Source organism: Marinilabiliales bacterium, from assembly GCA_007695015.1.
Classification (GTDB): Bacteria; Bacteroidota; Bacteroidia; order Bacteroidales; family PUMT01; genus PXAP01.
The window spans coordinates 60318-82476 of the sequence record REEN01000057.1 but is presented as its reverse complement, the minus strand read 5'-3'; the positions used below and the strand labels follow the sequence as shown (position 1 = coordinate 82476).

The 22159-nt window shown below is 50.8% G+C and carries 15 protein-coding genes; 7 read left to right on the top strand and 8 right to left on the bottom strand.

Features of this window, described 5'->3' with window-relative positions:
• Window positions 1–93: 93 nt before the first annotated feature.
• From EA408_07260 to EA408_07245, 4 genes are all read right to left on the bottom strand, one after another.
• Window positions 94–981, bottom strand: coding sequence for a rhomboid family intramembrane serine protease (locus EA408_07260; GenBank protein ID TVR72309.1), 888 nt, complete (start codon window positions 979–981; stop codon window positions 94–96).
• Between the two features lie 118 nt (window positions 982–1099).
• Window positions 1100–1912, bottom strand: a complete 813-nt coding sequence (locus tag EA408_07255) for a rhomboid family intramembrane serine protease (protein ID TVR72308.1) — start codon at window positions 1910–1912, stop codon at window positions 1100–1102.
• 157 nt (window positions 1913–2069) lie between these two features.
• Window positions 2070–3932, bottom strand: coding sequence for a DNA mismatch repair endonuclease MutL (mutL, locus tag EA408_07250; GenBank protein ID TVR72307.1), 1863 nt, complete (start codon window positions 3930–3932; stop codon window positions 2070–2072).
• 8 nt (window positions 3933–3940) lie between these two features.
• Complete coding sequence (locus EA408_07245; protein ID TVR72306.1) at window positions 3941–4267, bottom strand: hypothetical protein; 327 nt, start codon at window positions 4265–4267, stop codon at window positions 3941–3943.
• 242 nt (window positions 4268–4509) lie between these two features.
• Between EA408_07245 and EA408_07240 the strand changes: the two genes are divergently transcribed.
• The 3 genes from EA408_07240 to EA408_07230 all read left to right on the top strand — a co-directional run bounded on the left by EA408_07240 (window position 4510) and on the right by EA408_07230 (window position 9156).
• Entirely contained in the window at window positions 4510–5208 is a 699-nt protein-coding gene (locus EA408_07240; GenBank protein TVR72305.1) for a hypothetical protein, read from the top strand.
• A 39-nt stretch (window positions 5209–5247) separates the two neighbouring features.
• Window positions 5248–6786 (top strand): ATP-binding protein, encoded by a 1539-nt coding sequence (locus tag EA408_07235; protein ID TVR72304.1) that lies wholly within the window; start codon window positions 5248–5250, stop codon window positions 6784–6786.
• A gap of 177 nt (window positions 6787–6963) precedes the next feature.
• Window positions 6964–9156, top strand: coding sequence for a sodium-translocating pyrophosphatase (locus EA408_07230; protein ID TVR72303.1), 2193 nt, complete (start codon window positions 6964–6966; stop codon window positions 9154–9156).
• Here EA408_07230 and EA408_07225 read toward each other — a convergent pair.
• The 4 genes from EA408_07225 to EA408_07210 are packed head-to-tail and all read right to left on the bottom strand — an operon-like array spanning window position 9148 to window position 12645.
• A complete protein-coding gene (locus EA408_07225) occupies window positions 9148–9354 on the bottom strand; it encodes a hypothetical protein (GenBank protein ID TVR72302.1) in 207 nt (68 codons plus the stop codon). The genes EA408_07230 and EA408_07225 overlap by 9 nt on opposite strands.
• 37 nt (window positions 9355–9391) lie before the next feature.
• The gene (locus EA408_07220) at window positions 9392–10150 is read right to left on the bottom strand and encodes a UDP-2,3-diacylglucosamine diphosphatase (GenBank protein ID TVR72301.1); all 759 of its coding nucleotides are present in this window, start codon (window positions 10148–10150) and stop codon (window positions 9392–9394) included.
• Between the two features lie 47 nt (window positions 10151–10197).
• On the bottom strand, window positions 10198–11409 hold the full coding sequence (locus tag EA408_07215) for a DUF4369 domain-containing protein (GenBank protein ID TVR72300.1): 1212 nt from the start codon (window positions 11407–11409) through the stop codon (window positions 10198–10200).
• Window positions 11410–11424: 15 nt separating this feature from the next.
• Entirely contained in the window at window positions 11425–12645 is a 1221-nt protein-coding gene (locus tag EA408_07210; GenBank protein TVR72299.1) for an AhpC/TSA family protein, read from the bottom strand.
• A gap of 265 nt (window positions 12646–12910) precedes the next feature.
• On the opposite strand from EA408_07210, the gene EA408_07205 reads away from it, so the two are divergent.
• The 4 genes from EA408_07205 to glgP all read left to right on the top strand — a co-directional run bounded on the left by EA408_07205 (window position 12911) and on the right by glgP (window position 22158).
• Window positions 12911–14860 carry an amylo-alpha-1,6-glucosidase gene (locus EA408_07205; protein ID TVR72298.1) on the top strand — a complete coding sequence of 650 codons (1950 nt, stop codon included), beginning with the start codon at window positions 12911–12913 and terminating at the stop codon, window positions 14858–14860.
• 3 nt (window positions 14861–14863) lie between these two features.
• Window positions 14864–16159, top strand: a complete 1296-nt coding sequence (locus EA408_07200) for a glycosyltransferase family 1 protein (GenBank protein TVR72297.1) — start codon at window positions 14864–14866, stop codon at window positions 16157–16159.
• 15 nt (window positions 16160–16174) lie between these two features.
• Window positions 16175–17812: an alpha-amylase gene (locus EA408_07195; protein ID TVR72296.1), complete on the top strand. Its 1638-nt coding sequence runs from the start codon at window positions 16175–16177 to the stop codon at window positions 17810–17812.
• A gap of 107 nt (window positions 17813–17919) precedes the next feature.
• Complete coding sequence (glgP, locus tag EA408_07190; protein ID TVR72295.1) at window positions 17920–22158, top strand: alpha-glucan family phosphorylase; 4239 nt, start codon at window positions 17920–17922, stop codon at window positions 22156–22158.
• The last annotated feature ends 1 nt before the right edge of the window (window position 22159 follow it).

Below are 22159 nucleotides of genomic sequence, written 5' to 3'. Positions count from 1 at the left end.
CCTCCGGCGTCCCGGCCGTGATCAAAACCGACAGGCGCCCTGCTTTTCCTCCGGCGTCCCGGCCTGTATAAGATGATGGTAATTGAAATGTCATCAGGATTTGTTGCTGACCCTGAACAGGATCTCCTTCTCTTCTTTTGACAGGCTGTCGTAGCCCGATTTGGAGATCTTGTCAAGTATGTCATCTATACGCTTCTGTCTTTCCGCCTTTTGCCTGTGATAATCATAATCGGTCCGGGATTTCCTGTATTCAACCTTAAGCTTCCGGGGAGGCTTGAACAGTGATGCTATTTTAAAGAACAGGACGTTGATCCCCCTGGTGAGATCTTTGCCCTTCCGGTACTGCCTTATGAAGAGCCAGCCGAACAAAGCGCCTCCCAGGTGTGCAATATGTCCTCCTGCATTGCTGCCGGCAATGCTTATTACATCAAGAACGATCATAAAGGCTGCTATATACTTGAGCCTGACCGGCCCTATGAACACCAGGTTTATGGTGTAGTTTGGCACGTAGACCGAGATTGATATGACCACTGCAAGCACGGCGGCTGATGCACCGAGGGCACGGGATACGGGTAACACCTGCGCAAAGACAGGGAAAACGTTGAATGCGAAAATATAGAGTGCGGCGCCCGCGAGGCCCCCCAGGATATATACTCCAAGCAGCTTGTTCTCGTCAAGGTATTCCAGGAATATCCTTCCAAACCAGAAGAGCCAAAGAATATTGAAAAGTATATGCAGGAATCCCTCGTGGAGGAACATATAGGTGAAGATAGTCCACGGCCTTGAAAGGAGGCCCTCAATATTTGCCGGTACGGCAAGCCAGTCTATCAGGAAAAATGTTCCCGGCTGTCCCGTGCTGAAAAGGAACAGCACTACCTGAACAAGCTTAACAGCTACAAAAACCGCAAGGTTGATGTAGATCAGCTTTGTCAGCATGCTGCCCTTCTGAAAAGAGGTCTTTATCTCATCAATAATGCTCATCTTCTGATGTCAGGGTGTTATGCACCTAAACTGTTCCCGGGTCTTCAATTATGCTTACCGTATAACGTACAGCCTGTCAATTTGTTTTAAACCCGGTAAGTCCGGACTAACACTGTGTCTAGTAGAAGTTCCTGGTGTTCTTCTGCCAGTATTTAATAAGTATGAACCCGAAGATCATGCCCCCGAGGTGTGCAAAATGGGCAATGTTGCTTCCGGGCCGGGTCAACCCCAGGTACAGTTCAATACAACCGTAAGCTATTACAAAATATTTCGCCTTTATGGGAATGGGCGGAAACAGCAGCATCAGTTTCGTATTGGGGAACAGCATTCCGAAAGCGAGAAGGACACCGAAAACGGCTCCGGATGCTCCCACTGTCGGAATATTCATCTTGTGCCTTACGCTGTTTTCAACCATTGTAACTGCCTGTGATATATAGGACTGGTTGTTGGGATCGTATGACCAGCTTGTTATGAAATCGTACACCTGCCTGTTGGGCCTTGTAATATGGTCGTTTATGAACGCCTGGAACAGGTCCGGAGAAGGTGTGTTGATAAACGCCCTGGCAGCATTCACCATTGATGATATTTCAAGGTAATTTACAAATGTATGCAGTATTGCTGCGCCAAGCCCCGTAACCAGGTAGTAAACCAGGAAACGCTTGCTTCCCCATACGGTTTCAAGCACCCTTCCGAACATCCACAGGGCAAACATGTTGAAGAACAAGTGTGCCAGTCCCCCGTGCATGAACATGTGGGTGATGATCTGGTATGGCCGGAAATATTCTGACTCAAAATAATAGAGCCCCAGGATACGCGTAAGCTGGACATCAAAGGTGCTGCTCATCACAAAGTCGGCGAGCAGCATAATTATGTTTATGATCAGTAGGTTCTTTACAACCAGAGGTATCCCACCGTATCTTCCTGCAATCATGTTTCTTCCATTTTGATGCCGGCCGGAAAAGACAACCCGGCTCTTTAATATTCAGCAGCGGCTGTTATTCGCTGCCAGCCTGTAAAATTAATAAATGGTATCCAATTTATTCCCATATGATACTAATTTATCGGGCAAGGGGTAGTTATTAAGGCTGTTATGGCCGGCGAAACTTTTTGTCGATTTCGTCATGGTCAACAATAGTCACAACCGGCTTCCCATCAGGTGAATAGTTCGGCGTCTCACAAGCAAACAGCTTGTCTACAATCTCCTGCATCTCCTCCCTGGTCAGGTGCCTTCCATAATTAACGGCAGATGATCTTGCCAGGTTGAAGGCGATCCTTTCATTTTTGTTCTGGCTGATTGAATCTCCCGATGAGGCTGCTTCTGCTAGCAGGTCGCCTATCATGGCGGCCGGATCAGTGCCGCCGGTATCAACCGGGCATCCGGAAATAACTATGGTGTTTCGCCCGAAATCCCTGATATCAAAACCAAAACCGGCCAGTTCAGGGGCCAGTTTTTTCAGCAGCTGGTATTCCGTTGCATTTAGTTCCATTGTTACCGGGTAAAGCTGTTGCTGGGCAACGACCGAGCCCGATTTTTTGGTCTTCATGAATTTCTCATAGAGGATCCTCTCATGCGCTCTTTTCTGGTCGATTATCATGAGGCCTGACTTTACAGGCGATAGTATATACCTTCCTTTCAACTGAAGCAGTAAAGGTAAGCCGCTCCCGGGATCTTCATCCTGCCTGTGATCAACGGTGCCGGGGGACTGCCCTCCGCTTATGGTGATGCTTCCCTGACCATGTTCAGTCTTCCCCTCTTCAAACCCCCTGTACAGTTCCTCCCAGTTATGGACCCTGCTTTTGAGCGGGCCCTCATAACCATGCCGGGATGTTCCTGATGAACCCCGGTCAAAGGGGTTGTAATCCGGGTCAATAGTGATCTCCGGCGGAGTTGTCCCGGCAGGGGGCTTGCCAGCCGGAATGTCTATTCTGCCCTCTGTATTGAAATCTATCGAAGGCACCAGGTTATATTTACCCAGTGCTTCCCTTACCGATGCCATAAGGATCTGCCATACCGCCTTTTCGTCTTCAAACTTTATCTCTGTTTTTGTGGGATGGATATTGACATCAACCGATGCCGGGTCTGCTTCGAACCATATAAAGTAGGAGGGGATAGCATCGGCGGGAATAAGCTTTTCGAAGGCCCTGGTCACAGCCTTGTGCATCCAGGGATGCCTCATAAAGCGGCTGTTTATAAAGAAAAATTGCTCTCCGGGCGATTTTTTGGCATATCCCGGCTTGGCGATATACCCCCTGACATTAACAACGCTGGTCTCGGTTTTAAGCTCAACAAGGTGCTGGTTAATGTTCTTCCCGAATGTGTGGATAATACGTTGGCGGTATCCTGCGGCAGGAAGGTTCAGTATTTCTGTGCCCTCATTGTTCAGGGAAAACCCGATTTGCGGATTTGCCAGCGCTATGCGCTGAAATTCAGTAATTATATGCTTAAACTCGGTTGTATTGGTCTTGAGGAACTTCCTGCGTGCGGGAACATTGTAAAACAGGTTCCTGACAGTAAACCTGGAGCCTGCCTGGCAGGCTGACGGCTCCTGCCTGACAAATTCCGACCCTCTTATCTCAACGAGGATACCGACATCATCGCCGGGTCTGCGGGTCTGTATCTCAAGCTCGGCCACCGCAGCAACAGAGGCCAGCGCTTCTCCCCTGAACCCCATCGTTCTGATGGCAAACAGGTCAGCCGCTTCCCTTATTTTTGATGTGGCATGCCTTTCGGCTGAAAGCCTCGCATCCGTCTCGCTCATCCCGCAGCCGTTATCGATCACCTGCACCAGGTTCTTGCCCGCTTCCCTTACCAGCACACTGATATTTGTGGCACCGGAATCGACCGAATTTTCCATCAGCTCTTTTACCACCGAGGCGGGCCTCTGTATCACTTCGCCCGCGGCTATCTGGTTGGCTACTGAATCGGGTAGCAACCGTATCACATCTGCCATACCTGCTACTAAAAATATATTATGTACCAGGCAAGCGCTAACAGCACCATCAGGATAATCAGGAGCCTTATGTTGGAGGTCTGCTTCTCTTTTTTGGCATACTTGAAATACCCCCTCATTTGCCCCTTTATATGGCTTTTGTAGTCGCCCCTGAAGTAATTGCTTTCGCCGGACTGGTCGCCGGTTATGCCCATTTCAGACTTTATCTGGGCAATACGCTTGTCCAGAGCCTCCTTCCGCTCATCATAGTACCTGGGCTTGTAATGGAACTGTTTGGTTTTTGGCAACCTGAAGAATCTTGCAATCATCTCTCTGTTTTTTGCAAAGTTAGGCAAAATTGAGGTTTTCGAAAAACGGGCACTTTCGTAAACTGCCCCCGCGTCAACCTTCGGGCGGGTAGTATAGGAATGCGATTATGCATTTAAGGCGAAAAAGTGTTACTTTTAGCTTTGTTTTACGTATAGGCAGATTAATTGACCGTCATTGCAATATTATCTTTTTGGAAATTACCGTTGAATACCAAATAAAAAATTTCCATGTCGTTGTTATTAAGTAGAAAAAAAATTGTAACTTAATTATGTGGAGGAGGGTTGCACTTTGTTTCAGACTGATCTGCACGTCCGCGCTGGTTGTCGCGGTCCTGCACCTGGGTTCGTGCGACAGGGAGCCTCCTGATGGCGACGCCGGCCTCTACGGTACGTTTACAGACACTACCGACGGCACTGTCTACAGGACCCTGAGGCTGGGCGACCAGTACTGGATGGTTGAGAACATCAACAGGGGTGAGATGATCGACGGCAGTACCGACCAGCAGGATAACGGGGTGATTGAAAAGTACTGTTATGACAACAACACGGTTCTTTGTGATAAGTATGGCGGACTGTACCAGTGGGGTGAGGCCATGCAGTACAGCACACAGGAGAGTTCCCGTGGTGTGTGCCCGCCGGGCTGGCACATTCCAAGCGACAGTGAGTGGAAGATCCTCGAACTCTTCCTCGGGATGACCCGGGAAGATGTTGATGATATATTGTGGAGAGGCAGCGCAGGTTCACAGATCCAGCCGGAGGGTGATACCGGTTTTGAGGCTCTCAGGGGTGGAAACAGGTTTATTACCGGCTCCTATAACAGGATCGGTAATACGGGGTATTTCTGGACCTCCACCGAAGACAAGGATGGCCATGCCTGGAGAAGAGGGATCAGCATTAATGAAGAGGGCATATACAGATCTATAAATGACAAATCCTTCGGCTTTTCAGTCCGCTGCATCAGGTATTAAAAACATGGCCCTCCCCGGGCCGCGAAAAGCCGTTGCGTAATGCTTGTTAAAACCTATGGTTCAGCTCTTGCCGGTATCGATGCCATTGTAGTTACCGTAGAGGTCAGTATCACCCGGGGTGTTAGCTTCCTGATGGTTGGCCTGCCCGACAACGTCGTAAGGGAGAGTCAGCAGCGGATAGCCACAGCCATAGAAAATATCGGGTTCAGGATGCCGGGCCGCCGGATAGTTATCAATATGGCGCCTGCAGGGATACGCAAGGAAGGGGCAGCTTACGATCTTACACTTGCGGTGGGCATCCTTGCCGCTTCAGGTCAGATCCCCGCCGGCATGCTGGGAGATTTTCTTATTATGGGCGAGCTGTCTCTCGACGGCAGCCTGCTTCCGGTCAAAGGCGCACTTCCCATAGCAGTAACGGCTGCCCGTAAGGGGTTCAGGGGCTTCATACTTCCTGAACAGAATGCCCCTGAGGCGGCACTGGTCGGGAGTCTCGAGGTATACGGTGTATCCCGGCTTGGTGAAGTGGCAGATTTCTTCAGTGGCAAGGTTGCTTTAAAAAGGGTCAGGGTTGATGCTGAGCAGGAGTTTTCCAGATGTGCAGACATCCACGGGGAAGATTTCTCTGATGTATGCGGCCAGGAAAATGTCAAGAGGGCTCTTGAGATAGCTGCCTCCGGTGGACACAACGTTCTGATGATAGGGTCTGCCGGATCGGGAAAGACCATGCTGGCGCGCAGGCTACCGACAATTCTGCCCCCGTTTACACTCGGGGAGTCGCTCGAAACAACCAAGATCCATTCGGTTGCGGGTCGCACCGGTAACAGGCACTCGCTGATGACCAGAAGGCCTTTCCGTTCTCCGCACAGCAGCATCAGCGCCGTAGCCATGGCAGGAGGAGGCTCATTGCCGCAACCCGGGGAAGTTTCGCTGTCCCATAACGGAGTGCTTTTTCTTGACGAGCTCCCGGAGTTCCAGCGCACAGTGCTGGAGGTGCTGAGGCAGCCTCTTGAAGACAGGGTTATAGAGATATCGCGTACCAGGTACTCGGTCCGCTACCCTGCCGGTTTTATGCTGGTGGGCTCCATGAACCCTTGTCCCTGCGGCAATTATAACCACCCTGACAAGGAGTGCGTATGTCCCCCCGGAACCGTCAGGAAATACCTCAACAGGATATCCGGCCCTCTTCTTGACCGGATAGATATACATATAGAGGTTGTACCCGTTCCCTTTGATAAGCTTGACCGGCAGGGCAGTGCAGAGAGCTCTGTCCCGGTCAGGGCAAGGGTAACCAAAGCAAGGAAGGTACAGCAGGACAGGTTTGCCGGTTACCCTTCTGTGCATTGCAATGCCCAGATGAACACCAAAATGATCCGCGAATTTTGCACTATCTCAGATGCCGGAAAGCTGTTGCTGAAAAACGCAATGGTCAGACTGGGATTGTCGGCCAGAGCATTTGACCGTATCCTTAAGCTGTCGCGGACAATAGCAGACCTCGAAGGCTGCAGATCGGTCCAACCGGAACACCTTGCAGAGGCAATACAGTACAGGAGCCTTGACCGTGAAACCTGGGCCGGGTGATAACCCTCCTGCGGTTAAACATTATTTAGATAAATCATAGTCCATAATCTGGTATTTTTTTTAAATTTGTGACTGTTTTTCCTCAATTATATAGCTAAGTGTCTGTAAAACAAAACATTGTATTTAAAACATAGAAATCTCAATCAACTTTAACTATTAACTTAATAAAAAGGAGGAATTATTATGCCTGAAATTTTCTGGTTAGTACCATTGAGTTCCATCCTTGCACTTGGGTTTGCTTATTATTTCTTTAAGCAGATGATGAGCGAGGATGAAGGGACAGACATGATGAAGAAAATAGCAGCTCATGTCCGCAAAGGGGCTGGAGCTTACCTTCGTCAGCAGTATAAGGTCGTTGCAATTGTTTTTGCCATTATCACCGTTATTTTTGCCATAATGGCTTATGTACTGGGAATTCAGAACCCCTGGGTTCCTTTCGCATTCCTTACCGGAGGTGCTTTTTCGGGTCTTGCCGGTTTCTTCGGGATGAAGGCTGCCACTTTTGCTTCAGCAAGGGTGGCGAATGCATGCCGTACCTCGCTGGACGGGGGACTTAGGCTTGCTTTTCGCTCGGGAGCCGTTATGGGCCTGGTGGTTGTCGGACTGGTTCTGCTCGACATTTCAGCCTGGTTCATCGTGCTCAACATATTCGTGCAAGAACCTGATATGGGCATGAAGCTGCTCACCATAACAGCAACAATGCTTACTTTCGGTATGGGTGCCTCAACGCAGGCTCTCTTCGCAAGGGTTGGCGGAGGTATATATACAAAAGCCGCCGATGTGGGAGCCGACCTTGTAGGCAAGGTTGAAGCCGGTATTCCCGAGGATGATCCGCGTAACCCCGCAACCATTGCTGATAACGTTGGCGACAATGTTGGTGATGTGGCAGGTATGGGCGCCGACCTCTTTGAATCTTTTGCAGGCTCAATTCTGGCTACGGCGCTTCTGGGTGCTGCTGCCTATGTCGGCACTGACCTTCAGATGAACGCAGTTATAGCCCCGATGCTCATCGCGGCTGTGGGTACAATGCTGTCGATACTGGGTGTATTCCTTGTACGGACCAGGGAAGGTGCAACACAGAAAGAGCTGCTCAAGTCACTCGGTATAGGTGTAAATACCAGTGCAGCACTGATCGTGGTCTTTTCCCTCGCTATACTTTACCTGCTTGGTTTCCCCAACTTCTGGGGAATCTGGGGTTCGATAGTTGTAGGTCTGATGGCGGGTATTGCAATCGGACAGTCAACCGAGTACTTCACGGCCTCGGCTTACAGCCCTACCCGCAAGATTGCCGAGGCAGCAAGTACTGGTCCTGCCACTTTAATAATAGCCGGTATAGGTACCGGTTTGATCTCCGCAGCTGTTCCTCTCGGGATCATTGTCGTTGGCATAACCCTGGCATTCGGTTTTTCAAGCGGATTTGTATATGATGCCGCAAGCCTCAATATGGGCCTTTACGGTATTGGCATCGCTGCAGTGGGATTGCTTTCCACCCTTGGCATCACTCTTGCAACGGATGCTTACGGACCGATAGCCGACAATGCAGGCGGAAACGCCGAGATGTGCAAGCTGGGCGATGAGGTGCGTAACCGAACCGATGCCCTTGATGCACTTGGCAACACCACAGCCGCAACAGGCAAGGGTTTTGCCATAGGCAGCGCCGCACTGACAGCGCTTGCTCTTCTTGCAGCCTACTTCGAGGAGGTGAAGATCATGATAGTGAAGTTCCTTGACCAGCCTGAAATGCCTATAAACGGAATACCCGCCATTGATGCCCAGTTCATTGACTTTATCCATCATTACGACATACACCTGATGAACCCGTTGGTAATTGTAGGTATTCTTGTAGGTGTTCTTGCCGTATTTATTTTCAGCGGGATGACAATGACCGCAGTGGGCCGTGCAGCGCAGAAGATGGTTGATGAGGTGCGCCGCCAGTTCAAGGAGATGCCAGGTATTATGGAGGGCACGACCGAGCCTGATTATGCAAGGTGCGTTGAGATATCAACGAAAGGTGCACAGAGGGAGATGATGGTTCCCTCGCTGATAGCACTGCTTATTCCTGTAGTAGTAGCGCTGGTATTTGGTGTTGCCGGAGTAACAGGCCTGCTTGTAGGTACCATATCATCGGGGTTTGCTATGGCGATATTCATGGCCAATGCCGGTGGAGCATGGGACAATGCCAAGAAGTACATCGAAGAAGGAAACCTCGGGGGCAAAGGTTCAGAGAACCACAAGGCCGCCGTTGTGGGCGACACCGTGGGAGATCCTTTCAAGGATACTTCAGGGCCCAGCCTTAATATACTTATCAAGCTGATGGTGATGGCCTCGGTTGTTACCGTTGGTGTTGCAGTAAGCTACAGCTTATTCTAAAAAGGCTTTTTCAGTCTCAGCATAAGGGCCCGCCGGAAAATCCGGCGGGCTTTTTATCGGTGGTTCTGTGCCGTTCCCGTTGGTATGGTGTGCCGTGCTTGTCAGCAAGCCCGTCAGTAAGATGTGCCGTGCCTGTCGGTATGGTGTGCCGTGCTTGTCAGCAAGCCCGTCAGTAAGATGTGCCGTGCCTGACTGCATGCCCGGCGGGTTGTCATGAAGTTTACGGGTGTTACCGTCAGGATGGTGAGGCGAATTTCCTTATCTCCATATTTTCGCCGTCGAAAACTCCGTAAGTGAAGTGCCATAGCCAGTCGCCCAAATTAATGCACCTGCTGGTGCCGTTGCTGAGGGCAACATCATAGGGAAGGTGGCGGTGACCGAATATGAAATAGTCGAAGTGCTCTTTCTCAAGCAGCCTGTTGGCAAAGAGCACATGTTCTTCATTTTCATCACCCCTGTAGGGGGTTATCAGCTCCTTGGAGTAACGGCTGTTATGCGACCATTTATGTGCAAACCAGATGGCGAAATTGGGGTGAATCCTTGCAAAGAGCCATTGCAGTGGACGGTTTGTAAAGACCGACTTCATAAATCTGAAACTTTTGTCCCTCTTATCAAATCCGTCACCATGGGCGAGGTAAAACTTACTGCCTGAAAACTCGCGGGTAACAGGTCCTTTGTGGACCGTCATGCCCGTCTCCGCCGGAAGGTAATCAAATACCCATATGTCATGGTTACCTGTAAAGAAGTGGACTGGAATGCCGCTGTCGGTTATCCCGGCGATTTTGCCGAGAAGGCGGGTGAAGCCCCTGGGGACAACCCTCCGGTATTCGAACCAGAAATCGAAAATGTCGCCTAAAAGATAGATCTCTCCTGCATCTTTGCTTACCTGATCAAGCCAATTGACAAAAAGCCGTTCGCGGTCAAGGCTTTTTACCGGACCCGGAAGTCCGAAATGTGCATCGGAGGCAAAATATATTTTTTTCTTTTCAGTCAAGTCTGTTGTCTGGTTTTGCCGGAGATGATCCGGCCGCCCATAAATTGTCAGTCCATTGCTCTTGCAAGCCTGCGCCTCAATTCAGGGACGCTGAGATTTCTGGCTATTATGCCTGCATCACGGTTAATAAGGTAGTTCGAAGGGATCTGTTGAACATTATATGCCTGTGCAGCGATAAAGGGCTCTTCTCCGGGTTCGGCAACATGGATCCAGGGCAGTTCGGAAAACCGAATGCTCCTGAGCCACTCATCCCTGTCCCTTTCAACTGACACCTGGTATACCTGGAAGCCCCTGGCATGAAAGGCATTATAGACAGGCAGCAGGTCGTTGGCAAACTGAACGCTTGAGGCATTCAGAGATGACCCGAAAAAAACAAGCTTGTATTTTTCGGGCAGGGAATGGAGGCTGATATTCTCACCGTCGGGCCCGGGCATGTTGATATCAGGATAGGTAGTGACTACATGTCCGCTCTGCTCTGCCATGGCTGCAAACCTGAATGCCTCGTATGCCCTCTCCTGACTTTCGGCGTCGGAGGCAAGGGCTCTCACATGGGGGGAGTCAGGGTAGACCTTTTTTAATGATCCGGCCACTATCTTCAGGTACTGGATGTCCCTGGTCCGGTTCAGTACGTAATTTTGGTCATCCAGCTGCTGGTAGAGCGCCGTTATTGCTGCAAGCGATTCCATATTATCAAGGATAAAAGCGATGGAGAAGTTCCGCTGGGCATTAATGATATCTTCCAGCTCTTCGTTTATCCTTGCCTCCTCCTCTTCAAAGCCAGGGCCCTCCTCCAGATCCAGGATCTCCCTGATGAGCGGGTCAATCTGCCTCCTGGTAGTGATAAGCCTGTCGTTCAGTTTTTTAAGCAGGGCCGATCCCTCAGACCCTTCGACATCGTAGGTCTCAGGCAGGTTTGATGCCCTGGCAGTGACAGCTATCCTCTCTCCCGGCTCTGCCAGCAGAGTTATGAAATTGTTGCCTTCAATCCTTAGCCTGTAAAAAGAAGGCATTGCGGGCTTAGCCCTGAATGTGAACCTTCCGTTGCCCTTGAGGCTAACTGAGTCAACCGGCACAGCCCCGCCGATTTCAAGCCTGTCAAACCATAAAGTCTTCCCTTCCCCCTCATCAATGGTTCCCGATATACGTACCCCTGATGTTTCACCGCATGATTGGACCATTACGGCAAGGGGCAGCAACAGTGCTGCCAGCAGTGTGATCCTGTTACCGGCTGATGAGGGCCGCAGTTGGTTTTGTATCATGATCGATTGTTTTGTTTATTCGAAAATCTGTGCAAGTGCCTGCTCCAGCGCCTCTCCCCTCAGATCCCTTGCAATAATTACACCGTCAGGGTCAAGCAGGAAACTGGCAGGAATGGCTTCAATCTGGTACAGCGCTACGACGGGTGAGCCAAGAAACTCCAGGTCGCTCACATGTATCCACCGTCCCATATCCAGGTCGTTAATGGCTGCAAGCCATCTCTCCCTGGACCGGTCGAGCGAAACCTGGTAAATCTCGAATGCCTCATTGCCGAACCTGTCATATACATCTGCAAGGTGTGGAATCTCCTCCCGGCAAACCGGGCACCATGATGCCCAGAAATCAAGAAGCACATAGCTGCCCCTGAGGGAAGAGAGATCTACTGTTTCACCTCCGGGGCCGGGAAGCGATATTTCCGGTGCAACGGCTCCCGCTCCGATCATACTCTCCCTGTGCTGCCTGAGCTCCATCTGCTCCCTCATGCTGCGTACATTTTCGTTAAAGGTGGCAGTATACTCAAGGTCAGGGTAATTTATCATCAGGGCAGAATCGACCTTGATGTAATACCTGAAATCGCCGGTAGAGTTCAGTATGAAGTTTTCACCGTCAATCTGCTGGTAAAGGGCCATCATGCTGGCCAGCGACCCCGGGTTACGGTTAATGAAATCAATTGTAAATTCCCTCATCCTGTCCGCCTCTGCATTGAACTCCCTCCGGGTCTTCTCCCTTACCGCTTCAATGACTGCAGAAGCTTCACCACGGCTGTTCCTGTATACTGCAGATATGGAATCGAGAACCCTGTGGGTATGCGCCATCCGCCTGTTGAACCCGGCTGCCAGCTCAGATTCGGGCGACCCGTTTATCCGGGCAGTCAAAAGCATGTTGTCTATATCGGCCGAAACGGTTATGTCCTCTCCCGGCGATACTATCAGAATCAGGCTGTTCAGGTTATGACTGATCGTCATGAACCTGGTGTTTTCAATACTGCCTGCAAAGCTGAAGCTGCCATCTGGACCGGTCACGGCCGAGTCGATCAGCTCCCTTTCATAGGTGCCCATTTCATAAAGGTAAAGCGTTTTACCGGTGGCATTGTCCATAGTGCCACTGATTGAAAAAGTGGTATCGGGCACTGAGCAACCTGAATAAAAAAGTGCTGCTGCCATTACACTCATCAGTGCAAAAGCTCCCTTACAGTTGTCGTGGAATATTGTAATTACGGTTTTTGCTGCTTTATACATTTTCCGGTCATGTTATTTCAAACTCTTACAGGTGCGAAGATAATTATTTTTTAAATCAGGAATAAACATCATTATAACGGGCCGTAAATGAACCTTTAGGGGCATCCGTTGTTATGGGTATTCACCAGGCAGCATTTTTGTTGCAGAATTCGTACAAATATCTTATCAGCAATCAATTATTTTGTACTTTTGTGGTCTGTTTATGTTAAAAACAGAGTGCGCAAATGAACGGTTTTGCGCAGTCTGATAATAATAGTTTGTACCGATGAGTTACCTGAATTTTGACAAGACCAGGCTGATCAACCTTTCCTATTCACTTAACAGGGAGCTGATCAGGTCAAACCGTGCAGGCTCGTATGCCTGTACGACAATAATTGCCAGCAATACGAGGAAGTATCACGGACTTCTGGTTTGTCCCCTGGAGTATCTTGACGGCGGTCATCATGTACTGCTGTCAGGACTGCATGAAACTGTCATACAGCATGATCAGTCATTCAACCTGGGGATACACAAGTATGCAGGGGACTACTACAACCCGAAGGGACACAAATATCTGAGGGATTTTGAGACAGACCCTATACCCAGGCTGGTTTACAGGGTAGGAGGCGTGGTTCTGGCAAGGGAGTGGCTGCTGGCGCAGACCGAAGAGAGCCTTTTGATAAAATATACACTTCTCGATGCGCATTCACCGACAAAGTTGAGATTACGACCCTATCTGGCATTCAGGAACATCCATTCGCTGAGTAAGGCGAACATGGATGTTATCACGAAAACACAGAAGATAAAAAAGGGTATAAAGACCAGGATGTACATGGGCTACCCGTGGCTTAACATGCAGATGTCAAAGGATGCTGATTTTGTGGCGGGCCCCGACTGGAACTATAATGTTGAGTATATCGAGGAACAGAAGAGGGGATACGAATACAAGGAAGATCTTTATATGCCGGGATATTTTGAGTTCCCGCTGAAAAAGGGAGAGGCTGTTGTTTTTTCTGCAAGCACCCGTGAGATGGAGCCTTCGGCACTGAAACGGAAGTTCCAGGGTGAGATTAGAAAGCGTATTCCAAGAAATACTTTCCATAACTGTTTGCTGAACTCTGCCCAGCAATTCTTTATCCGAAAGGAGAAAAAGACCGGGATACTGGCCGGATTCCCCTGGCACGGAAGGATAATGAGGGATACTTTTGCGTCTTTACCCGGACTGGCAATTGCGATGGGTGATATGAAGCTTTTCAAGGCGGTGCTCGATTCCTGCCTGCCTGAACTACTCAGGACCATGAGAGCTGCTCCCGGGGGTGAGGCTGAAGACAGCCGTATGGGTGTTGATGAGCCGCTATGGTTCATGTGGGCCCTTCAGCAATATGCACACCAGAAAGGCGACAGGGAGCTGACCTGGAAAACATACGGCCGGAAGGTGAAGGATCTGCTTGGCATGCTCCGTAATGGGATAGGCAACATTGTTACCATGCACGACAACGGCCTTCTGTTCTGTGCTGAGCAGAATGTTCCGCGAACATGGATGAACTGTGTGGCAGGGGGACTGCCGGTTACGCCCCGTTCAGGCTATGTGGTGGAGATAAATGCCCTGTGGTTCAATGCGGTGAGGTTTGCGCTGAAGCTTGCCGAAGCCGGAGGTGACAAGGCCTTTGTAAGCAGGTGGAAGGATATTCCCCCGGTTGCAGGCGAATCTTTCGTCGGGATGTTCTGGGATGAGGAGAGAGGTTACCTGGCAGATTATGTGCGGGATGACAGGGCCGACTGGTCAGTCAGGCCCAACCAGGTGCTGGCGGCATCAGTTCCTTACAGTCCCCTTGACGATGACAAGAAGAAGAGACTGCTGGAGATTGTTGAAAGCGAGCTGCTTACCTCAAAGGGGCTGAGGACACTCGCTCCGAAGAATCCACTCTACAAAGGTATCTATGAGGGCGATCAGGAAACAAGGGATGTTGCTGCACACCAGGGAACGGCCTATCCCTGGCTGCTTGGGCATTGGGCCGATGCATACCTGCGGCTGCACAAGAAGACCGGGGCGGAAATTGTTAAGAGACTGTTCGCAGGATTTGAGGAGGATATGCAGGTGCATGGCGTGGGATCAATATCTGAACTGTATGATGGCGATCCGCCCCATTACCCTGACGGTGCGCTTTCATATGCATGGAACGTGGCGGAATTGCTGAGGATGGAGCAACTAATTATATATTATCAAACGGTATAGCCAATGAGGGTTTTAATGTTCGGATGGGAATTCCCGCCTCATATAAGCGGGGGACTTGGTACGGCCTGCTACGGGCTCACCAGGGGAATGTCGCATATCCCGGACCTGGAGGTCCTTTTTGTTGTTCCCAAAGCCTGGGGCGATGAAGATCAGAGTGCGCTTACCCTTATCGCGGCCGAAAATTTCCCCGTAAGGAAAAAATTCATTGAGATGAAAAACTTCCTCAGGGAGATGACATACCTTGAGGTGCATTCCCGCCTGGTGCCTTACATGTCGCCCGAAGATTACACCGAAACGGTCAATACAAGGGAAGGCGGCAGCAATGTTTATTTCAACACCGAGGAGATAGGCAGGCTGAAATTTACAGGTAAGTACGGACCTGACCTGTTCCAGGAGATAGCCAACTATGCACTGGTGGCAGGGGTGATTGCCGACGACCATTCTTTTGACCTGATCCATGCACATGACTGGCTGACCTATCCTTCCGGCATGGCGGCAAAGGCTGTCTCGGGCAAGCCGCTGGTGATCCACGTGCACGCCACCGATTTTGACCGGAGTGGTGGAAGTGTCAACCCGGCCGTGTTTGAGATCGAGAAGAGGGGTATGGAGGCGGCCGATATGATCATAGCGGTTAGCAACCTCACCAGGAACACAGTGATCGAGAAATATGGCATAAACCCGGCCAAGGTTGTTACCGTGTATAATGCGGTTGAACCGCTTGAGCTGGCGGAGTGGCCTGAGTTCAGGAAGCCGGTGAATGAGAAGATAGTCACCTTCCTGGGCCGTATCACCCTGCAGAAGGGGCCGGAGTATTTTGTTGAGGCGGCGCACAAGGTTCTCATGAAGTCTGACAATGTACGTTTTGTGATGGCGGGCAGCGGCGACCTGTTTCCCAGGATCATCAGAAGGGCCGCCAAACTGGGTATAATGGACAGGTTTCACTTCACGGGATTTTTGCGCGGACAGGATGTGAACCACATGTTCGCCATAAGCGACCTGTACGTGATGCCCTCGGTGTCTGAGCCGTTCGGGATCTCTCCGCTGGAGGCCATGCAGTCGAACGTGCCGGTGATAATCTCACACCAGTCAGGTGTTTCAGAGATACTGAAACACGCCATCAAGGTCGATTTCTGGGATATCGATGCGATGGCCGATGCCATATACGGGATCCTTCATTACGGGGCGCTGTCGGAAATGTTCAAAAAGCATGGCAAAACCGAGGTTGACAATCTTAAATGGGAGAATTCAGCTCTCCATGTCAAGCAGGTCTATGAGACGGTTCTGGAAAAATATTATTAACTATACTTTATACGAATGAAGACCATTTGTTTGTATTTTCAGGTGCATCAGCCCTTCCGCTTCAGGAGGTACCGGTTTTTCGACATAGGGGAATCACATTACTATTATGATGATTACTCCAATGAATCGATAATGAAAAAGGTGGCGGGAAGATGCTACCTGCCGGCAAACCAGTTGATGCTCGATCTTATAGAAAAATATGGTGAACGTATCAGGGTTGCCTGGTCAGTTTCGGGAATAGCTCTTGACCAGTTTGAGCTATATGCTCCCGAAGTACTGGAAAGCTTCAGGAGGCTTGCGGCAACCGGACAGGTGGAGTTTCTGGCCGAGACATATTCGCATTCGCTTGTTTCCCTGGCCGATCCTGACGAGTTCAGGCTGCAGGTAAAGGAACACAGCGACCGCATAGAATCCCTTTTTGGTGTCAGGCCGGGAGTATTCCGCAATACCGAGCTTGTTTACTCCGATGATATAGGCGCTATGATCGCCGATATGGGTTACGGGGCCATGCTTACCGAAGGTGCAAAGCACATACTGGGCTGGAAGAGTCCCAATTACCTGTATTACAATGCTGTTAATCCGAGGCTGAAGCTGCTTCTCAAGAACTATAAGCTGAGCGATGACATTGCGTTCCGCTTCTCCGACAGGGGGTGGGGCGAATGGCCGCTGACAGCCGAAAAATATGCCGGCTGGCTCAGGGATATAGGCAAAAAGGAGGAGGTGATAAACCTGTTCATGGATTATGAGACCTTCGGGGAACACCAGGATGCGGAGACCGGCATATTTGAGTTTCTCAGGACTCTTCCCGGTGAGTTGCTGCGGCACAATGAGTTCAGGTTTGCAACACCTTCAGAGGTAGCCTCCCTGCATGAGCCGGTAGCCCCCATGCATGTACCGTATCCGATATCATGGGCCGACGAGGAGCGCGACCTGTCTGCCTGGCTGGGTAATGACATGCAGAATGAGGCATTTACGAAACTGTATGAGCTTAGGGAACTGGTCAAGAAAACAAACGACCCGAAGATCATGACCGACTGGCGTTACCTGCAGGTTAGCGACCACTTCTATTACATGTCAACCAAGTTCTTTTCAGACGGGGAGGTGCACAAGTACTTCAACCCCTATGAGTCTCCTTACGACGCATTTATAAACTATATGAATGTGCTGAGTGATTTTGCCCGGAGGGTGAATGAACTGGTGGGGGTGACGGAGACTGAAACGACTATGCTGAAAAGGCAGATCAGGGAAAAGGAGGAGCATCTCGAGAAGCTGCAGGCTGAGATCAGTGAACTGCGCGAGAAGAGAAAGCTGGTAGCAACTCCGGTGGTTGAGAGTGAGGAGGAGGTTTCAGAGGCGAAGGTGGCACCCGGTTCGAAAAATGCTGCAAAGGCTCCGAAGTCGCCAGCAGGTTTGAAAGGTGCTGCAAAGGCTCCGAAGTCGCCAGCAGGGTCGAGGACTTCCGCGAAAGCTTCAAAATCGTCAACCGAAACTAAGAGTTCTGCGAAAGCTTCAAAACCGTCAACCGAAACGAAGAGTTCTGCGAAAGCTTCAAAACGGTCGACCGGAACGGGATCTGCCGGAAAAGCTAAATCAGCCGGCAGGAAAAAAGCTGAACCCGGCGAAAAGAAACCTCGCGGCAGGAAAAAATCATGAGAACGGTATGAGGGATCTCAATCTGGTCCGGACCCGGCACTCAGATTGTATACAGGGTTCACCGGCGGCCGGGGCCAAAACCTTTGTTTTAATCAATAACGAATAAGATGTCAGAAAAAATGATGACCCCGGACTACCTGTTCGAGGTGAGTTGGGAGATATGTAACAAATCCGGGGGTATCCATACGGCGATATCTTCGAAAGCCCTGATGTTGCAGGAGAAACTTGGAAGTAATTATATCCTCCTGGGACCTGATGTGTGGCGGGGAGAGACAGAAAATCCTGAATTTACGGAGGATACCGGACTGTTATCTGCCTGGAGGGAGTCCGCCGGCAGGGAGGGACTCAGTATCAGGACCGGCAGGTGGAACATTGAAGGGCGCCCGATAGCCATTATTGTCGACTTTACACCCTTTATATCACAAAAGGATGAGATATTCAAGGTTATGTGGGAAAGGTTCAGGCTTGACTCCATATCAGGGCATTGGGACTATGTTGAACCGGTCCTGTTTGGCTACGCTGCAGGCAGGGTAATAGAGAGCTTTGTCAGGTTCAGCGGAGGGACCGGCTTTTTGCTGGCCCATTTTCATGAGTGGCTATCCGGTGCCGGGGTCCTCTACCTGAAGGACCGGGTGCCTTCGGTTGCCACCATGTTCACAACGCATGCCACGGTAACCGGCAGATCCCTTGCCATGGATGACAGGGCCCTGTACAGGGATTTCGGGAAGTTTGACACCGATGCCGTTGCAAAAGAGATGAATATTGTTTCCAAACTATCGCTTGAAAGGCTCGCAGCGGCGAATGCCGATGTGTTCACAACAGTAAGCCTCCCGGTGGCCAGAGAATGCGGCCAGTTCCTGAACAGGGAGGCCGACCTGGTCACACCCAACGGTTTCGAGAGAAGGCTTGTCCCGGGTGACGATGAGCTGGCGGCTAAAAGGTCTGCTGCCAGGGCAAAGCTCCGTGCGGTTGCAGGCGCCCTGCTGGGCAGGCCGATTGATGACAATGTAACCTTCCTGGCGCATAGCGGAAGATACGAGGTTAGGAACAAAGGGATAGACCTGTTCATAGATTCGATGTCCATCCTGAGGGACCAGCTGCCAGCCGATCGTGAAGTGGTCGCATTCATGCTGGTACCTGCCGGCCAGACCGGCGGGCGGACCGACCTTGCAGGTGTTCTGGACGGTTCAAATTCAGATCCCGTTGCCGGTAACCGGGTGGTAACTCATTTTCTTCATGAACATGAACACGACCCGATCCTGAACATGCTTCGCAGGAAGGGAATTAACAATGATCCGGGCGACAGGGTCAGTGTTATTTTTGTACCGAGTTACCTGGACGGGAACGACGGTATTCTGGATATTCCATACAACGATCTGCTTCCCGGCTTTGACATGGCCGTCTTCCCCTCATATTATGAACCATGGGGGTATTCGCCAATGGAAAGTATAGCTTTTGGGGTGCCTGTAATAACCACCAGCCTTTGCGGTTATGCACAGTGGATAAAAAGTCAGTACAAAGGCGATATCCAGGCCCTGCATATCATTGAGAGGGACGATGACAATTATGACCGGGTGGCCTCAGAAATTGCCGGTGCAGTGATCTCCCTGTCCGATGCAGGCAGACAGGGAGCCGGCATGAAAGAGAATGCAGAGGCCCTGATGGAGGTAACGGACTGGAGCAGGCAGATCGGATACTTATTGAGGGCCTGGCATACCGCTTATGAGAATTGCGCACCAAGAGTGAGAGAGATAGAACCGGTTGTGACTCCTGAGATACTTCCGTCTGTATATAAGTTCAGCAGCCTGCATGACCCCAGATGGAAAACCATATTCGTGCATAAGAACCTGCCCGGGCGTCTTTCGGCTCTTGATGAGCTGTCAAGGAACCTCTGGTGGAGCTGGAATGAAGATGCCGGTCAGCTATTCAGGCTGGTCGACCCGGGGTTGTGGGGCGAAACAGGAGGGAACCCGGTCGATTTTCTTGAGAAGGTGAGCTACAAGAGGCTCATGTTACTTGAGAAGGATGAGGGATTTCTGGCTGAACTGGACAGGGTCTACGGGAATTTCAGAAACTATATGGAAAGGCCCGGCAACGGATACCGTATAGCATATTTCAGCATGGAATACGGAATTCATGGGAGTCTCCCGATATACAGCGGGGGACTTGGTGTACTGGCTGGCGACTACCTTAAGGAGGCAAGTGATTCGGGAACCGATATGGTTGCCGTGGGGCTGCTTTACAGGTATGGTTATTTCAGGCAGCAGATCTCGGCCGGAGGCGATCAGGTTGCAAATTATGATGCCACAGACTTTACCCGGATCCCGGCCAGGCCGGTGCGCCATGATGATGGCAGGTGGGCCGTGGTCAGCATCGCTTTCCCCGGGCGCACAGTAAAGGCGAGGATATGGAGGGTCGATGTGGGGCGTGTACCGTTGTACCTTCTTGATACCGACTTTGATGATAACAGGGAGCAGGACAGGGCAATAACTCATCACCTTTATGGGGGAGACTGGGAGAACAGGTTCAGGCAGGAGATGATCCTGGGTATCGGAGGTATCAGGGCTTTGAGGACAATTGGCGAGAAGCCTGATATTTACCACTGTAACGAGGGACATGCAGCATTCATAGGTGTTGAAAGGCTGAACAGGTTCGTTAATGATCATAAGCTGTCATTCTACCAGGCTCTTGAGGTCGTTAGGGCCTCAACCCTCTTCACTACCCACACCCCGGTTCCTGCAGGGCATGATGCATTTGATGAAAACCTGCTGCGGACCTATATCGCACATTATCCCCGGAGGCTCAATATCAGCTGGAGCCAGTTCATGAACCTGGGCAAGATACATCCCGATGACCCCGGTGAGAAATTCTCAATGTCTTACCTGGCAGCCAACCTGTCACAGGAGGTTAACGGTGTAAGCCGCCTTCACGGTGCGGTTAGCAGGAATATTTTCAACGATCTGTGGAATGGATACCTTCCGGAGGAACTGCACATTGGCTATGTTACCAATGGGGTTCATCATGATACGTGGACTGCAGCCGAATGGAAAGGCCTTTATGAAGAGCTGATGGGAGCAGGTTACCGGGAACAGCAGCATCTGCCCGAAACCTGGCAGCCTGTTATGGAAGCTGACAGCGCAAGGGTTTGGGAGATCAGGCAGCTGCTCAGAAAGAGGCTGGCCGACCACATTATTGAGCGTACCCGGGCAAGCTGGCATAACCGCCAGGAGAGTCCCCGATACTATCTGAACGTCAGGGAAAAGTTTTCTTCCCAACACCTCACCGTGGGTTTTGCACGGCGCTTCGCCACATACAAGAGAGCTCAGCTGCTCTTCAGGGACGTCGACCGGCTTGCCTCCATAGTGAACAACCCTGACCGGCCGGTACAGTTCCTTTTTGCCGGCAAGGCACATCCCAATGACAAGGCCGGGCAGGAGCTCATGAAACATATTATCACCATATCGAAACGGCCCGAATTTTCAGGGAGGATTCTATTCCTTCAGAATTATGATGTTGAGCTGGCAAGGATGCTTGTCCAGGGAGTCGATGTGTGGCTTAACACACCAACCAGGCCCCTGGAGGCGTCGGGTACCAGCGGGATGAAGGCTGTGATGAACGGGGTGCTCAATTTCAGCGTGCTTGACGGATGGTGGGTGGAGGGTTACCGCCCGGGTGCCGGTTGGGCGCTTCCTGAAGAGAGGGTATATGACAACCAGGATTTTCAGGACGAGCTCGATGCCGACACCATATATAGTATACTGGAAGATGAGATAATTCCGATGTTCTACGAAAGAGACAAATCGGATGTCCCGCAGGAGTGGGTCAGTACCATCAAGAATTCGGTAAGCGGAATTGCCCCTCTGTTCACGATGAGGCGTATGCTGAATGATTATGCCGGCAGGTTCTACAACAAGCTGCATGAGCGATCGGTAAGGCTTTGCAGCAATGGCTACGAGCTGGCAAAACAGCTTGCATCCTGGAAACAGAGGATGATAATGGGATGGGACCGCATCGAGGTTGTTGAGGTTATCTACCCCGATACTTCAGGAAAGCCACTGATGCTCGGACAGGAACATGCCGGATATGTGGTGCTGGACCTGAAGGACCTGAATGTATCGTCGGTAGGTGTTGAACTGGTCGTTGCCGAAAAGAACCCGAAAAACGGAACTATGGCAAAACCCGATGTTCAGGAGCTACGGCTTGAGAATATAGAAGGGGGACTGGCACGGTACAGTCTCCAGATCTACCCTACGCGGGCCGGGGCATTCCATTACGGTATCAGAATCTTTCCGAAGCACCCCGATATTCCGCACAGGCAGGATCTGGCAATAGTGAAGTGGATCTAGG

Bases quoted from the DNA above. Each gene is read 5' to 3' on its own strand.
- EA408_07235 (TVR72304.1), top strand. From the start codon at position 5,248: ATGCTTGTTAAAACCTATGGTTCAGCTCTTGCCGGTATCGATGCCATT.
- EA408_07225 (TVR72302.1), bottom strand. From the start codon at position 9,354: ATGCAGTCAGGCACGGCACATCTTACTGACGGGCTTGCTGACAAGCAC.
- mutL (TVR72307.1), bottom strand. From the start codon at position 3,932: ATGGCAGATGTGATACGGTTGCTACCCGATTCAGTAGCCAACCAGATA.
- EA408_07210 (TVR72299.1), bottom strand. From the start codon at position 12,645: ATGTATAAAGCAGCAAAAACCGTAATTACAATATTCCACGACAACTGT.
- EA408_07255 (TVR72308.1), bottom strand. From the start codon at position 1,912: ATGATTGCAGGAAGATACGGTGGGATACCTCTGGTTGTAAAGAACCTA.
- glgP (TVR72295.1), top strand. From the start codon at position 17,920: ATGTCAGAAAAAATGATGACCCCGGACTACCTGTTCGAGGTGAGTTGG.
- EA408_07215 (TVR72300.1), bottom strand. From the start codon at position 11,409: ATGATACAAAACCAACTGCGGCCCTCATCAGCCGGTAACAGGATCACA.
- EA408_07200 (TVR72297.1), top strand. From the start codon at position 14,864: ATGAGGGTTTTAATGTTCGGATGGGAATTCCCGCCTCATATAAGCGGG.
- EA408_07240 (TVR72305.1), top strand. From the start codon at position 4,510: ATGTGGAGGAGGGTTGCACTTTGTTTCAGACTGATCTGCACGTCCGCG.
- EA408_07195 (TVR72296.1), top strand. From the start codon at position 16,175: ATGAAGACCATTTGTTTGTATTTTCAGGTGCATCAGCCCTTCCGCTTC.
- EA408_07205 (TVR72298.1), top strand. From the start codon at position 12,911: ATGAGTTACCTGAATTTTGACAAGACCAGGCTGATCAACCTTTCCTAT.
- EA408_07260 (TVR72309.1), bottom strand. From the start codon at position 981: ATGAGCATTATTGATGAGATAAAGACCTCTTTTCAGAAGGGCAGCATG.